The following is a 14,507-nucleotide window of genomic DNA, read 5'->3' as shown; positions in this document are numbered from 1 at the left end:
ATGCAAGAACACGATCTCTCTTTCGTCCGTGCCGAAATGGTGGCCAATCAGCCGCCGCCTGTTTCCGACCACGGGCCTGTTTCATGGCTGCGCAAGAATCTCTTCGCCAATGTGACAGACTCGATTTTCACAATATTGGGCATCGCCCTCATTGTGATGATCGTGCCGCCGATAATCCAGTGGGCGTTCATTGATGCCCAATGGACCGGGGCAGACCGTTCCGTCTGTGCCACCGTTGTACAGGGCGGCACACAGCCGGAAGGCTGGTCTGGAGCATGCTGGGCTTTCGTGGACGCGAAATTCCAGCAGTTCATGTTCGGACGTTATCCGATGGATGAACGCTGGCGCGTTTATCTGACTGGCTTTCTGTTTGTGGCGCTTCTCACGCCGCTCCTGATACCCAGTGTTCCGCGCAAGGGATTGAACGCGATCCTTCTGTTCGTCGTTTTCCCGATCGTGGGGTTCTTCCTGCTGTCGGGAGGCGCGTTCGGGCTTCGTCCGGTCCCGACCCCGCTCTGGGGCGGTCTGTTGGTGACGCTGGTGCTTGCCTATGTGGGCATCGCGGTTTCGTTTCCGCTCGGCATACTTCTGGCGCTTGGCCGCCGGTCGCAAATGCCGGTGGTGAAGCTGGTGTGCGTTGTCTTCATCGAGACGATTCGCGGTGTGCCGCTGATCACCATCCTGTTCATGGCGAGCGTTATGCTGCCGCTTTTCCTGCCACCCGGCACCTCGTTCGACAAGCTTCTGCGGGCGCTGGTCGGCGTGGCGCTCTTTGCCTCGGCCTATATGGCGGAGGTGATCCGCGGCGGGCTCCAGGCAATCCCGAAAGGGCAATATGAGGGTGCGGATGCGCTGGGTCTGAGCTTCTGGAAGAAGATGAACCTTGTTGTTCTTCCGCAGGCGATCAAGCTGGTCATCCCCGGCATCGTCAACACCTTCATCGGCCTCTTCAAGGATACGAGCCTCGTCTACATCATTGGCATGTTCGACCTTCTGGGAGCCGTGCGGCAGAACTTCGCGGACGCGAACTGGGCATCGCCTCAGACACCAATCACCGGCCTTGTGTTTGCAGGCTTCGTGTTCTGGCTGTTCTGCTTCGGCATGTCGCGCTATTCAATATTCATGGAACGCCGGCTTGATACCGGCCACAAACGCTAGGCCGAAGGCCAAGGGGAAACAAAAATGGCAAAGGAAAACGCCGTCCGGGCCGAAGAGCTCCACGCCGACCGCAGCAAGATGCAGGTCTCCGACACCGATGTCGCGATCGACATCGTTGGCATGCACAAATGGTATGGTGACTTCCATGTGCTGAAAGACATCAATCTCAGGGTGATGCGCGGTGAGCGCATCGTCGTCTGCGGGCCTTCTGGCTCGGGCAAATCCACCATGATCCGCTGCATCAACCGGCTGGAGGAGCACCAGAAGGGCAAGATCGTCGTCGACGGCATCGAACTGACCAACGATCTGAAAAAGATCGACGAGGTGCGGCGCGAAGTGGGCATGGTGTTCCAGCACTTCAACCTGTTCCCGCATTTGACCATTCTTGAGAACTGCACGCTGGCCCCGATCTGGGTGCGCAAGACGCCCAAGAAGGAAGCAGAGGCAACCGCGATGCATTTCCTCGAGCGGGTGAAGATCCCGGAGCAGGCGAACAAGTATCCCGGCCAGCTTTCGGGCGGTCAGCAGCAGCGCGTGGCGATTGCCCGCGCTCTGTGCATGAACCCGCGCATCATGCTGTTTGACGAACCGACCTCGGCGCTTGACCCGGAAATGATCAAGGAAGTGCTCGATACCATGGTGGATCTCGCTGAAGAGGGGATGACCATGATCTGTGTGACCCACGAAATGGGTTTCGCACGGCAGGTGGCCAACCGTGTGATCTTTATGGATCAGGGCCAGATCGTGGAGCAGAACACGCCGGAAGCCTTCTTCGACAATCCGCAGCACGAACGCACCAAGCTCTTCCTGTCGCAGATCCTGCACTGATCACGCAGGAAGCATGGAAACATCAACGCCGCGTCTCCCTGTGGAGGCGCGGCGTCTTTCATTTCTGAAATAAACGGTGGTGCTGGCTGTTCAGAGGTTCTGGGGAGCGTCTGCGTCGAAACCATAAAGCCAGTCGAAATCTGCCATCAGGGCCTCTTCGCTACGCCGTCGCAGAACCAGGTTTCGCGCAAAAGCGACCGGGCCCCGCGCATGCCACGTAAAGCGGTTGAAGGCGCCGCGGCGGGCGACGCGGACCACCCGGGGCTTGCGGGCCGCTTCATAGGCGGCAAGGGCGGGGGCGGGGGCGCCTGGAGTGCGGGCCAAAAGTCTGGCGAGCACGACCGCATCCTCGATGGCCATGGCGGCCCCCTGAGCGGCGAACGGAGGAACCGCATGGGCCGCATCGCCCACGAGCGCCAATCCCTGCGGACTGGTCCAGGCGTCTGCGGGGGTGACTGCATGAACCGGCCAGACCGTCCAGCGTGCCCCTTCTGCACCTGCCAACCGGCCGAGGGAAGGATTGGCCCGGGTTAGGACCTTTTTCAGGGGGGCGTCATCGGCGTCCTGCGCCCAGGCATCGAGCGGGACTTCGCCCGGCAGGATGGCGACCAGATTGATCGCACGCCCATTGCTGATCGGGTAGGCGACGAGATGAAACGCGGGATCCAGAAAGGCTGTCACTCTGTCGGCCGCAAGAGCATCGCCCAATGCGGTCTTTGCCGCGGTCATTGGCAGCGTTGTGCGCCAGGCGATGTATCCGGTGAAACGGCTGCGCACGGAGGAGCGGATCAGCCGTCGGGAATGCGACCACACGCCGTCAGCGGCAATCAGAAGCGGAGTGCAGATGTCCTCAATGGTCTCGTTCCGCCGGATATGCAGCCGGGCACCGCCATCTTTTGACAACTCGGATTTTTCGACAAAGGCTCCGGTGACAACCTCAATCAACGCTTCGCTGCGCGCGCGTTCAAGAAGTGCGCTTTGCAGATCTGCGCGGTGTGTCACCAGATAGGGCGCGTTCCAGCGTGCCTCACCGACATCTCCCAACGGCATGGAAGCAAGCAGAGACAGGCTGCGAGCCTGCATAAGCGCGACCGCCTGCGGGCGCACGGCGTGTTCTCCAAGAGCATCGAGCACATCCAGGCGGGCCAGAAGGCGTGTCGCGTTGGGAGAAAGCTGAAGGCCCGCGCCAACCTCGGTAAGTTCCGGTGCGCGCTCGTAGATGCGCACCGGCAATCCATGCTGCGCCATGGCGAGCGCAGTCGTCAGCCCGGCAATGCCAGCGCCAACAACAATGGCTGCGGGAGCGTTGCTCACCGGTCTGTCAGCTGTTCAGGCCGCTTCCTCGAACTGGCAACCTTCGGGTTTGGTCTCCGCCGCTTTGAGCGCCGGATTGTAGCGGTAAAGCGTCGAGCAATAAGGGCAAACGCGTTCATTCTCGTCGCCCATGTCGATGAAGACATGCGGATGATCGAAGGGCGGATTGGCGCCGACGCACATGAATTCCTTCACGCCGATTTCGATTGCTTCATGTCCGCTGGTGTTCTGGAAATGGGGAATGGCTGATCCGGCCATCATCGTCTCCGGCTTGGAATGCGTTGGAACTTGCCTGCGTTTGTAGCATAAACTCCATCTTTGCAACCCTATGATATGAAACTGTCGCAAAACCATGTCACCAGATAGTCTGGCGGCAGAAAAGCCGCGACACATGTTGGGAAAAGGCGTGAGCAGGTTATGAACGAACTGAAGCCAGTCAGAAACGAGTTCTCTTTGGAGACGGGACCCGCGGGGGAAATCGCCGGCGCCAGCCCAGATCGTTTCGTCAACCGCGAATTTTCGTGGCTTCAGTTCAATCGGCGTGTTCTGGACGAGGCGCAGAACCAGAACCATCCGCTTCTTGAGCGTCTGCGGTTTCTGTCCATCTCGGCCGACAATCTGGACGAGTTTTTCATGGTGCGTGTTGCCGGGCTGGCCGGTCAGGTGCGTGAGCACATTGCAACACGCAGCGCCGACGGACGCACACCCGAGGAACAGCTTGAGCATGTTCTGCGCGAGGTTGCGCGGCTGCAGATCGACCAGCATGACAGCTTGAATGCGCTTCTGGAGCTACTGAGCAGGGAAGGCATCGAACTCGTTCGTGCCGACGCCTTGAATCAATCTGACATGAAATGGCTGGAAGATCATTTCATGGAAGCGATTTTTCCGGTTCTGACTCCACTGTCCATCGACCCGGCGCATCCGTTTCCCTTCATCCCGAACCTCGGTTTCTCCATCGCGCTTGAACTGCAGCACGAAGGGGAACTGGAGCCCATGACGGCGCTTCTGCGCCTGCCCGTTGCGCTCAAGCGGTTCATCCAGTTGCCCGACCGCAGCGGCACGGTCCGTTTCATCACGCTCGAAGATGTCGTCAGCCTGTTCATCAGCAAGCTCTTTCCGCGCTATCAGGTGATCGGCTCGGGCACGTTCCGCATCATCCGGGATAGCGATATCGAGGTTGAGGAAGAGGCCGAGGACCTGGTGCGCCTGTTCGAATCGGCCCTGAAGCGCCGCCGTCGCGGCTCCGTGATCCGCATCGAGTTCGACAATGAGATGCCCGAAGGCCTTAGGGACTTCGTCGCGAGTGAGCTGGGGGTGGCGGAAAACCGCATCACCGTTCTGGAGCGACCGCTGGCCATCAACCAGATTTCCGAGATCGTGAAGGTGCCGCGCGAGGACCTTCTGTTCCAGCCCTACAATCCGCGCTTTCCAGAACGCATCCGCGAACACAATGGCGACTGTTTCGCGGCGATCCGCGAGAAAGACATCATTGTCCATCATCCTTATGAATCCTTCGATGTGGTGGTACAGTTCTTGCGCCAGGCCTCGCAGGACCCGGAAGTGGTGGCGATCAAGCAGACGCTGTATCGCACCTCCAACGACAGCCCGATCGTGCGGGCGCTGATCGAGGCGTCCGAGGCGGGCAAGTCGGTAACAGCCCTCGTGGAGCTGAAAGCGCGCTTCGACGAGGAAGCGAATATCCGCTGGGCGCGCGATCTGGAACGGGCGGGCGTTCAGGTCGTGTTTGGCTTCATCGAATTGAAGACGCATGCGAAAATGTCGCTCGTGGTACGCCGCGAGGAAGGCAAGCTGCGCAATTATTGCCACCTGGGAACGGGCAACTACCATCCGATCACGGCACGGATCTACACCGATCTGTCCTACTTCACGGATGATCCGGAGATCGCGCGCGATGTGGCTCAGGTGTTCAATTTCATCACCGGCTATGCTGAGCCAGACGGTGAGATGCGCATTGCCGTATCTCCATTCTCGCTGCGCAACCGGCTGCTCGACCATATCCGCGCGGAGATCGAGCATGTAAAGGCGGGACGTCCGGGCCAGATCTGGATGAAGATGAATTCGCTGGTCGATCCGTTGGTGATCGACGCGCTTTATGAGGCAGGGCAGGCGGGCGTCGAGATCGATCTGGTGGTGCGCGGCATCTGTTGTCTGCGTCCGCAAGTGCCTGGGCTTTCCGAGCGCATACGGGTGAAATCCATTGTTGGCCGTTTCCTGGAGCACAGCCGGATCTACTGTTTCGGCAACGGCCACGGCCTGCCGTCCGACGAAGCGGTGGTCTACATCTCATCCGCCGACATCATGCCGCGCAATCTCGACAGGCGCGTGGAAACCATGGTGCCGATCACCAACCCCACGGTGCATGAACAGGTTCTCGGGCAGATTATGCTCGGAAACATCATGGACAACCAGCAAAGCTTTGAAGTATTGCCCGACGGCACCTCTCGGCGCATTATGCCCGACGAGGGAGAAGAACCGTTCAACGCTCAGGAATACTTTATGACGAATCCGAGCCTTTCCGGTCGCGGCAATGCCTTGAAATCTCATGCGCCGAAGCGGATCGCCGCTTTCAAGAAGCGCAAGAAGGTAGATGTCGAAGCCGTTTCATCAACGGACTAACGGGCATATCTTTTGGGCATAGCTGAATCTCAAGGCCGGCTTCAGGACCGGCGTCCCGTTTCGGTCATCGATATCGGGTCAAACTCGATTCGCCTCGTGATCTACGAGGGGGTCGCGCGTTCTCCGAGCGTGTTGTTCAACGAAAAGATGCTGGCGGGTCTCGGCAAGAGCATCGTCACGACGGGCGAACTCGATCCCGAAGGCGTGACGCGGGCGGTCGAAGAGTTCCGCCGGTTCCGCGCGCTGTCCGAGCAGGCCGGCGCGCAATCCCTGCACGTGCTTGCGACGGCGGCAGCACGCGAGGCGAAGAACGGCCCGGACTTCATTCATCGGGCAGAAGACATTCTCGGCACGAACATTCGCGTGCTCTCCGGACGCGAGGAGGCGAAATACTCCGCCTTTGGCATCATGTCCGGCTTCCACAAGCCGAATGGCATTGTCGGAGACCTTGGCGGCGGTAGTCTCGAACTCGTTGAGGTTGAAGGCTACGAGATGGGCGACGGCATCACCCTGCCGCTCGGCGGCTTGCGGCTTAAGGAGATGGCGAAAAACTCTGTCACCAGGGCCGGGCGCATCGCCCGCGATGAGCTGGCCCGCGCCCCGTGGCTGAAGGACGGGGCCGGGCGCCCCTTCTACTGTGTGGGCGGCACATGGCGAAACCTCGCCCGCCTGCACATGCTTGAAACCGGCTATCCGCTCGAGGTGATGCACCACTACGAAATGGACATCGAGCAGTCGGTGGATTTCCTGAAACGCGTGGCGGGCGGCGTCGATCGTTTCGCTGGCATCAGTCATATTTCCAAGAATCGCCGCACGCTTCTGCCCTATGGTGCGACAGTGCTGCAGGAGATCATCAAGGCGTCGAACCCCTCCAGGATCATCTTCTCGGCGCTCGGTGTGCGTGAGGGCTATCTCTATTCACTGCTGGAAGAAGAGGACCGCCGGCGGGACCCGTTGCTTTCGGCTGCCCAGGAACTCGCCGTGTTGCGGTCACGCTCGGTGACCCATGCGCGCGAATTGGCCGAATGGAGCGGGCCGGCGCTGCAAGCGCTCGGCATTGAAGAGACGGAGGAAGAAGCGCGCTATCGCGAGGCGGCCTGTCTTCTGGCCGACATCGGCTGGCGCGCGCACCCGGAATATCGTGGCACACAATCGCTGAACATCATCGCCCATGGCTCCTTCATCGGCATCGACCATCCGGGCAGGGCCTTTATCGCGCTTGCGAACCTTTTCCGGCATGAGGGCCTGTTCAACGATGCGCTCTCGCCGCGCATGCGCCAGCTCGCCACGCCTCGGTATGTCGAACGGGCGCGGATCCTGGGCGGGCTTCTGCGCGTCGTCTATCTGCTGACGGCCTCAATGCCGGGCATCATTCCCAAGCTCAAATGGGAAAAGCGGGACGACGGCACCACGGTGCTTCTCATTCCCAAATCACATGAAGCCCTGATGGGAGAGCGCCCTGTGGGCCGCATGGCACATCTGGCCAAAGTCACCGGGCTCAATCTGGCCTTGGAAGTGGCGAAAGAATAGGCTGCAGTGGCGATGATCGATCGCGAGCAATTCGACGGTCGATCGCGCCTTTTATTCGGCAGCTTCGCTGCGTGTATCTGCCGGTTCGAAAATCTCGATCTTCCGGTTGTTGAAACGCAGCGCAAGCTCACCCTGCACCAGCTTCACCGCTTCCTTGCCAAAAACCTCTCGCCGCCAGCCTGACATGGCAGGAACGTCCGCCTCCGCGCCGTCGGCTGCGATGCGGTCGATGTCGTCGCTGGAGGCAAGCATTTTCGGCGCAACGCCCTGCTTGTCGGCAACCAGCTTCAAGAGCACCTTCAGCAGTTCGGCCGCCGCTGCGGCGCCCTCGGGAGCGTGGGGCGGTCTGGGCAAGCGTGGCAGGTCCTCTTTTGGCAGGGCCATGGCCTTGGCGACGGCACCAAGCAGCCCGGTGGCCGCACTGGACCGCTCCCAGCCTTTGGGAATGGTTCGAAGCCGCCCCAGTGCCTCGCTGTCGCGCGGATGCTGCTGTGCCACTTCGTAGATCGCATCGTCCTTTATGACACGCCCACGCGGCACATTGCGCTCGCGCGCCTCACGCTCGCGCCAGGCTGCAACGTGCTGCAGGATAGCGAGATCGATGGGTTTCTTTACGCGAAGCTTGAGGCGCTTCCAGGCATCGTCTGGATGCGGATCATAGGTTTCGCGCGCTGTCAGCACAGCCATTTCCTCGTTGAGCCAGTGCGCACGTCCTTCGCGCTCCAACTCAGTCTTGAGATGCAGATACACATCAATGAGATGCGTGACGTCTGCAAGCGCATAGCTGAGCTGCTTGTCTGAGAGAGGACGGCGCCGCCAGTCGGTGAAGCGCGATGACTTGTCGATGCGGGCGCCAGTGATCTTTGCGACAAGCTGGTCATAGGAGACACTATCGCCGAAACCGCAGACGGATGCCGCCACCTGCGTGTCGAAAAGAGGGCTGGGGATCAGTTTTCCGAGATTGTAGACGATTTCAACGTCCTGACGCGCCGCATGGAACACTTTTACAATGTTTTGATTGGCCATGAGCGCGAAGAACGGTTTGAGGTCGATCCCATCGGCAAGCGGATCGATAAGCGCGGTGACACCCGGTGCCGCCATCTGGATGAGACAGAGCTCCGGCCAGAAGGTCGATTCTCGAATGAACTCGGTGTCGACAGTGACGAAATCGGATTTTTCGAAGGCGTTAATCGCCGCTTCGAGGTCTTTTTGCTTCGTGATCAGATCCATTCTGCTTCTTTAGGTCATGCTGGCGAAAAAGGAAAGAAACCGCTTGCCTTGATTAGAGGTCATCGACGGATCGATGATTGCGGCTGCGCCGTGCCATCCGAACGAAAACCGGCGAGGTCCGCAACAGCGCCGCAAAGCGCCGCCGCCTTGCTGCAGGAACGGATGGGCGCACACTCATCCGGTAGAATGTCACGCCGATGAGCACCGCATAGACAAGGGAGGTGTAGGAGAAGAGCGCATGCGGGCCAAAACGCTGCATGAGGAGCGAAGCCAACAGGGGGCCGACCATGGCGCCGAGCGAATAGAAGAACAGCAGGCCGGCGGCGAGCTGCACGAACTGATCCTTCTGGGCGTGGTCGTTGGCGTGGGCGACCGACAATGAATAAAGCGACATGGCAAATGCACCGAACAGAAACACCAGCAGCATGTTGGCTCTCGGGCTTTCGCCGGCAAACCAGACGATGATCAGCGCAGAGACGAGCGCACCAATCGTGGTGCCAAGAAGCACGACGCGGCGATCATGGCGGTCAGACAAGGCTCCCAGGGGATATTGCATCACGGCTCCGCCGATAATGCCCGCGCTCATAAAGGTGGCGATCTCGGATACGCTGAGGCCGATGGATTGGCCGTAGATCGGCCCGACTATGCGGAAGGCGCTGTTGGTGAGGCCGACCGCCAAACAGCCGAAGGCCGCCAGCGGCGAGATGCGCCAGACGGCGGCGAGGTCGAGACGCAGTTCAGCCGGCGGGCGTGGGTTGGAACGGTCGGCCATGGAAACCGGCACCAATGACAGGGTGATCATCATCGCCATGACGGCAAAGGTGACAAATCCTTCGATGCCGAGTGCTGGCAGCATGTATTGCGACCCGGTGACCGCGGCGATGTCGATGATGCGGTAGACGGCCAGAACACGGGCGCGGTTGGTGTTCTGCGCAGCCGAGTTGAGCCAGCTCTCGATGGTGGTGAAGAGACTTGAAAAGCAGATGCCGGAGAGAAAACGCACCGCGATCCAGGAAAGCGGATCGACGAACAGGACGAGGAGCAGCGCCCCGGCGGCACCCAGCGCCGCAAGTGCCGCAAAAGCACGGATATGCCCGACCGCGCGCAGAAGACGCGGCACGTAAAGACAGCCGATGAGGAAGCCTGCGAAATACGCACTGCCCATGAGGCCGATCGTGGTTTCGGAAAACCCTTCCGCCGCACCGCGCAGCGCGATCAGCGTGCCCTGAAGCCCGTTACCGGCCAAAAGGATGCCAGCGGCAATGAGAAGCGGGATCAGCGGGCGAAGGCTGGACATGGTGTGAGGCCCGTGCTGGGAGGCGCGGCAGGTCGCACCGTTCGACAATGAGCTATAGGCCGCCCTGTACCAATTCTCTTGGGCCAGCAGGCCGGGGCGATGATTCCAGCTGTTCGACCGGAGACCGATAAAGCGGCATCCGGCCCGACACCTTGACAAATCGTACCTCTCATGCGCTTTTCGCGCCGACCTTCCGGGAGGGTTTCGACCTGTCCCGCGTATGAATTCCAAGACACGGATGATATGACCATGCATCGCTATCGCAGCCATTCCTGCGCCGAACTCAGAAAATCCGATGTGGGCGCGAACGTGCGCCTGTCCGGCTGGGTGCATCGTGTGCGCGACCATGGTGGCCTCCTGTTCATCGATCTGCGCGATCATCACGGCGTGACGCAGATCGTGGCCGATCCTGATTCTCCTTCGTTCAAGACCGCCGAAAGCGTGCGTGGCGAATGGGTGATCCGTGTCGATGGTGAGGTAAAGGCGCGCACCGACGAGACCATCAACAAGAACCTGCCGACGGGCGAGGTGGAGATTTTCGCGCGCGAGATCGAAGTGCTTTCCGAGGCGAAGGAGCTTCCGCTGCCGGTGTTCGGCGAGCCGGACTATCCGGAGGATATTCGCCTCAAATACCGGTTCCTTGATCTGCGTCGTGACACGCTGCACAAGAACATCGTTCAGCGCACGAAGATCATCGCCGAGATGCGCCGGGCCATGGGCGAGGCGGGCTTCACCGAATATTCGACACCCATCCTGACGGCTTCCTCGCCAGAAGGCGCGCGCGACTTTCTGGTTCCGTCGCGTCTGCATGAAGGAAAGTTCTACGCGCTGCCGCAGGCGCCGCAGATCTACAAGCAGTTGATCATGGTGTCGGGCTTCGACCGGTATTTCCAGATCGCACCCTGCTTCCGGGATGAGGATCCACGCGCCGACCGTCTGCCCGGCGAATTCTACCAGCTTGACCTCGAAATGAGTTTCGTCGAGCAGGAAGACGTGTTCCAGACCATGGAACCGGTCATGCGCGGCATCTTTGAGAAGTTTGCCAATGGCAAGCCGGTGACGGACGTCTTCCCGCGCATTCCCTACGACGAGGCGATGCGCAAATACGGTTCCGACAAGCCGGATCTCAGAAACCCGATCGAAATGGAAGATGTCTCCGAGCACTTCCGTGGCTCGGGCTTCAAGGTTTTCGCCAACATTCTCGCCAATGACGAGAAGGCCGAAGTCTGGGCCATTCCGGCAAAGACTGGTGGCTCCAGAGCCTTCTGCGACCGCATGAATTCCTGGGCGCAGGGTGAGGGGCAGCCGGGCCTTGGCTATATCTTCTGGCGCAAGGAAGGTGAGGGCCTAGAGGGCGCTGGCCCGATTGCCAAGAATATCGGCCCGGAGCGCACTGAGGCGATCCGCACCCAGCTTGGCCTTGAAGACGGCGACGCCTGCTTCTTCGCCGCAGGCGATCCGAAAAAGTTCGCCGCCTTTGCCGGCGCTGCCCGCACGCGGGCGGGTGAGGAGCTCGATCTGGTCGACCGCGATCAGTTCAAGCTCGCCTGGATCGTCGATTTCCCCTTCTACGAGTGGAACGAGGACGAGAAGAAGATCGACTTCGGCCACAACCCCTTCACCATGCCGCAGGGCGGTCTGGAAGGGCTGGAAAGCGGCGACCCGCTGGAGCTGAAGGCCTACCAGTATGACCTCGTCTGCAACGGTTTCGAGATCGCTTCCGGCGGCATCCGCAACCATCTGCCCGAGGTGATGGTCAAGGCGTTCGAGAAGGTCGGCTTCACACAAAAGGACGTTGAAGAGCGTTTCGGCGGCCTTTACCGCGCATTCCAGTATGGCGCGCCGCCCCATGGCGGCATGGCGGCCGGCATTGATCGCATTGTCATGCTGCTTCTTGGCGCGAAAAACCTGCGCGAGATCACCATGTTCCCGATGAACCAGCAGGCACAGGACCTCCTGATGGGCGCCCCCTCGGAGGCGAGCCCCGCACAGCTTCGTGAGTTGAACCTGCGTCTTGCGCCGGTCAAGAAGGATTGAATGAGCGAATAGCGAATAGCTGGTCGCAAATTCAAAGGGGTTGCAGGCCTTGTACAGCTTGCAACCCCTTTTTCACTATTCACTACTCACTATTCGCCACTCACTCATTCGCCGTGATCGAAAGCCCGACCTGCTTTGCCAGCGCCTCCGGCGAGCCCATGGCAGTGCCTATCAGAACGGCGAGCGGTATCCCTTCTTTTGGCGCAACGCTGATCGTGAGGTTGCGTGGATTGTCCAGATAGCTGGTCACGGCCTTGGAGAGGCTCTGTGTCAGATCCGGGCCGAGATACTGACCGGCCATGAGGGGCACGATGGCCTTGGCCTGATTGGCCACGTCTTCCGGCTTGACCCCCTGCTGGTCCGCCGCATAGGCAAGCACCTTCCCGGTCAGTGAAGCATCGGAAAAGCGGATCGAGGCACCATGGAGGCTGAGCTGTTGCATGAGGCCGAGCATGGCAAGGCCCTGCGCCTGCTTCTGCTGTTCGGTTCCGCTGTCCATCTTGTTCTGCATATCCTGCAGGGTGCGGATGAATTCGGGCGTGTAGCCGCTGATATCCGCCGTGATCGCCAGTGTCCCGGCGTTCTCGACCTTGACGTCGTAGCGCGTGATCTTCATGCGACCGTCGGCCAGAGCCCAGCTGCCGGCCATATCAACGCTGCCGGACAACTCTTCGTAGCCGTATTCGCTCAATTTGCTGCGTGCATCGCTGTTGTCGGCAAGCGTCGCAACATCGAGCCAGAAATTCTCGACGGCTCCGACGAAGCTCATGCTCTCAGTGCCACCCCCCAGCGTGGTGTTCGCCTGCAGCGATTCAAGCGTAAAGAGCGGCGCCCCGTCTTTTCCCACACGCGCGCTGTCGAGAGCAAAACGACGGTACTGCATCAGGCCGCCATAGGGCGCGTTTTCGCCCTCTTTGGGCAGGATGAGCCCTTCGATTGAAAGGCCGTTCAACGCAATGTCGAAACCTTCTTCCGACTGTTCGAAACTGTCGACAGCAATTCGGCCGATCTCATAGACCTCGCCGGTCTCGGTAACGTCTTGCAGGAGAAAATCGCCGAGCTGAACTTTGGCCTCGACGTCCAAAAGACCGAATGAGGCATTCTCGAGAACGATCGAATCGCCATCCTGGCGCACGCCGGTCCATTCAGCCATCACGCCTTGATCGCCGAGCAGGGTTTTGTAGCGGGCTGCGACCTCCTCTGCCTCCCAGGCCCAGGCGGACTGCAGCGCCGTCGCCGAAAGAAGGGCAGCGAGCGAAAGAGACTTCAGCTTGGTCATGTGGCTGAGCATGGGAATTTCCTTGAAATTGCGTAAGGTAACGGTCATCCAACGTGTTCGTCGGCTGAAAATGCGATCTGAGGATGACCTGAGGTCATTCCTGTGTCAATTTTGCGGGCGTTCGCATGGTTTAAGCACCACCAAGGAATCTGCGGGAGAGGCTGAGAATGAGGGCATTGGGGCAACTGTGGGCAGGATTTCTCCTGACGATGTTGTTTTCGCTGGCCGCGCAGGCTGTAGAGCTGCACGAAGGCATCACCTACCGTCAGGGACTGAAGCTCGATATTCACGCGCCAGACCGCCCCGGCCGCACCGCCCAGGCCGGCGTGGTGCGCATGAATCTCTTCTCTTTCGGTGGTCGCAAGGCACCGGTGGTGATCTACGCCCACGGCGGCGGCTGGGTGAAGGGCTCGCGCAAGAAGGTCTATTCGCTTCCCGAGTGGCTTACGTCTCTCGGTTACATTCTCGTTGCCATCGACTACCGCAAGGTTCCGCAGACGACGATCGACGGCCAGGTCAATGATCTTTCGGCGGCGATATCCTGGGTGCGCTCCAACATTTCGCGCTATGGCGGGGATCCCTCGCGCATCGTGCTGATGGGGCATTCCGCCGGCGCGCACCTGGTGGCGATGGCGGCAGCGCGCAATGTTGCGGGCTCCGTGCGCGGGGTCATACCCAACGATGTGCAGGCCTATGACATGGTCGCCTATGCCGGCATGCGCGGCTCGCTCGGCTATCCCTATATCAATGCGTTTGGCTCTGACCCCAATGACTGGGTGCGCTGGTCGCCCGTCACTTATGCCCGGCGCGGTTCCGGTTTCCCGCCGCATCTTTTCCTGCATTCGGGCTCCAATGGCGCGCGGCGCAAGGCACTGACCAACGGCTATTCCAATCTCCTGAGGGCGCGGGGCGCGCGTTCGGCGGTTTTCGACGGCGGTCGCTACACCCATGGCTCGATCGCGCGCAAGCTGGGCGAACCGGGCGATCCCGCGACATTGACGATCGAGCGGTTCTTGGCGCAGGTGATGCGGTGAGGGAACAGAGCGAGTAGCGAATAGGGAATAGCGAATAGGGAAAAAGGGCTGGACACCTGCGTCGCGTGAGGCAATCCATACTCGCTACTCGCTACTCGCTACTCGCTACTCGCTACTCGCTACTCGCTACTCGCTACTCGCTACTCGCTACTCGCTACTCGCT

At 60.3% G+C, this 14,507-nt stretch carries 11 protein-coding genes; 6 read left to right on the top strand and 5 right to left on the bottom strand.

All coding sequences use genetic code 11. From position 1 onward, the window contains the following. Both H7H48_RS02665 and H7H48_RS02660 read left to right on the top strand, forming a co-directional pair. On the top strand, nucleotides 1-1,158 hold the full coding sequence (locus H7H48_RS02665) for an amino acid ABC transporter permease (protein WP_229447263.1): 1,158 nt from the start codon (nucleotides 1-3) through the stop codon (nucleotides 1,156-1,158). 24 nt (nucleotides 1,159-1,182) lie between these two features. Continuing rightward, entirely contained in the window at nucleotides 1,183-1,986 is an 804-nt protein-coding gene (locus H7H48_RS02660; RefSeq protein WP_025030807.1) for an amino acid ABC transporter ATP-binding protein, read from the top strand. A gap of 90 nt (nucleotides 1,987-2,076) precedes the next feature. Here the strand turns inward: H7H48_RS02660 and H7H48_RS02655 are convergent, their stop codons facing one another. Both H7H48_RS02655 and H7H48_RS02650 read right to left on the bottom strand, forming a co-directional pair. Next, nucleotides 2,077-3,300, bottom strand: a complete 1,224-nt coding sequence (locus H7H48_RS02655) for an FAD-dependent monooxygenase (protein WP_229447262.1) — start codon at nucleotides 3,298-3,300, stop codon at nucleotides 2,077-2,079. A 15-nt stretch (nucleotides 3,301-3,315) separates the two neighbouring features. Further along, nucleotides 3,316-3,558: a zinc-finger domain-containing protein gene (locus tag H7H48_RS02650; protein ID WP_229447261.1), complete on the bottom strand. Its 243-nt coding sequence runs from the start codon at nucleotides 3,556-3,558 to the stop codon at nucleotides 3,316-3,318. Between the two features lie 159 nt (nucleotides 3,559-3,717). Between H7H48_RS02650 and H7H48_RS02645 the strand changes: the two genes are divergently transcribed. Further along, nucleotides 3,718-5,937 carry an RNA degradosome polyphosphate kinase gene (locus H7H48_RS02645; protein ID WP_229447260.1) on the top strand — a complete coding sequence of 740 codons (2,220 nt, stop codon included), beginning with the start codon at nucleotides 3,718-3,720 and terminating at the stop codon, nucleotides 5,935-5,937. 12 nt (nucleotides 5,938-5,949) lie between these two features. Then, nucleotides 5,950-7,467 (top strand): exopolyphosphatase, encoded by a 1,518-nt coding sequence (ppx, locus tag H7H48_RS02640; RefSeq protein ID WP_229447259.1) that lies wholly within the window; start codon nucleotides 5,950-5,952, stop codon nucleotides 7,465-7,467. Nucleotides 7,468-7,518: 51 nt separating this feature from the next. Here the strand turns inward: ppx and rnd are convergent, their stop codons facing one another. Both rnd and H7H48_RS02630 read right to left on the bottom strand, forming a co-directional pair. Next, on the bottom strand, nucleotides 7,519-8,697 hold the full coding sequence (rnd, locus tag H7H48_RS02635; RefSeq protein WP_229447258.1) for a ribonuclease D: 1,179 nt from the start codon (nucleotides 8,695-8,697) through the stop codon (nucleotides 7,519-7,521). Between the two features lie 52 nt (nucleotides 8,698-8,749). Further along, nucleotides 8,750-9,994 carry an MFS transporter gene (locus H7H48_RS02630; RefSeq protein WP_229447257.1) on the bottom strand — a complete coding sequence of 415 codons (1,245 nt, stop codon included), beginning with the start codon at nucleotides 9,992-9,994 and terminating at the stop codon, nucleotides 8,750-8,752. 249 nt (nucleotides 9,995-10,243) lie between these two features. On the opposite strand from H7H48_RS02630, the gene aspS reads away from it, so the two are divergent. Next, on the top strand, nucleotides 10,244-12,031 hold the full coding sequence (gene aspS / locus H7H48_RS02625; RefSeq protein WP_229447256.1) for an aspartate--tRNA ligase: 1,788 nt from the start codon (nucleotides 10,244-10,246) through the stop codon (nucleotides 12,029-12,031). A gap of 100 nt (nucleotides 12,032-12,131) precedes the next feature. On the opposite strand, the gene H7H48_RS02620 is transcribed toward aspS, so the two are convergent. Next, entirely contained in the window at nucleotides 12,132-13,358 is a 1,227-nt protein-coding gene (locus H7H48_RS02620) for a hypothetical protein (protein ID WP_229447255.1), read from the bottom strand. Nucleotides 13,359-13,477: 119 nt separating this feature from the next. Here H7H48_RS02620 and H7H48_RS02615 point away from each other — a divergent pair, with 119 nt between their 5' ends. Continuing rightward, nucleotides 13,478-14,344, top strand: a complete 867-nt coding sequence (locus tag H7H48_RS02615) for an alpha/beta hydrolase (RefSeq protein ID WP_229447254.1) — start codon at nucleotides 13,478-13,480, stop codon at nucleotides 14,342-14,344. The last annotated feature ends 163 nt before the right edge of the window (nucleotides 14,345-14,507 follow it).

The organism is Nitratireductor sp. B36 (assembly GCF_020833685.1).
Taxonomy (GTDB): Bacteria; Pseudomonadota; Alphaproteobacteria; order Rhizobiales; family Rhizobiaceae; genus Nitratireductor.
The sequence above is the reverse complement of the archived record's forward strand: the minus strand, read 5'-3'. Positions and strand labels throughout refer to the sequence as shown.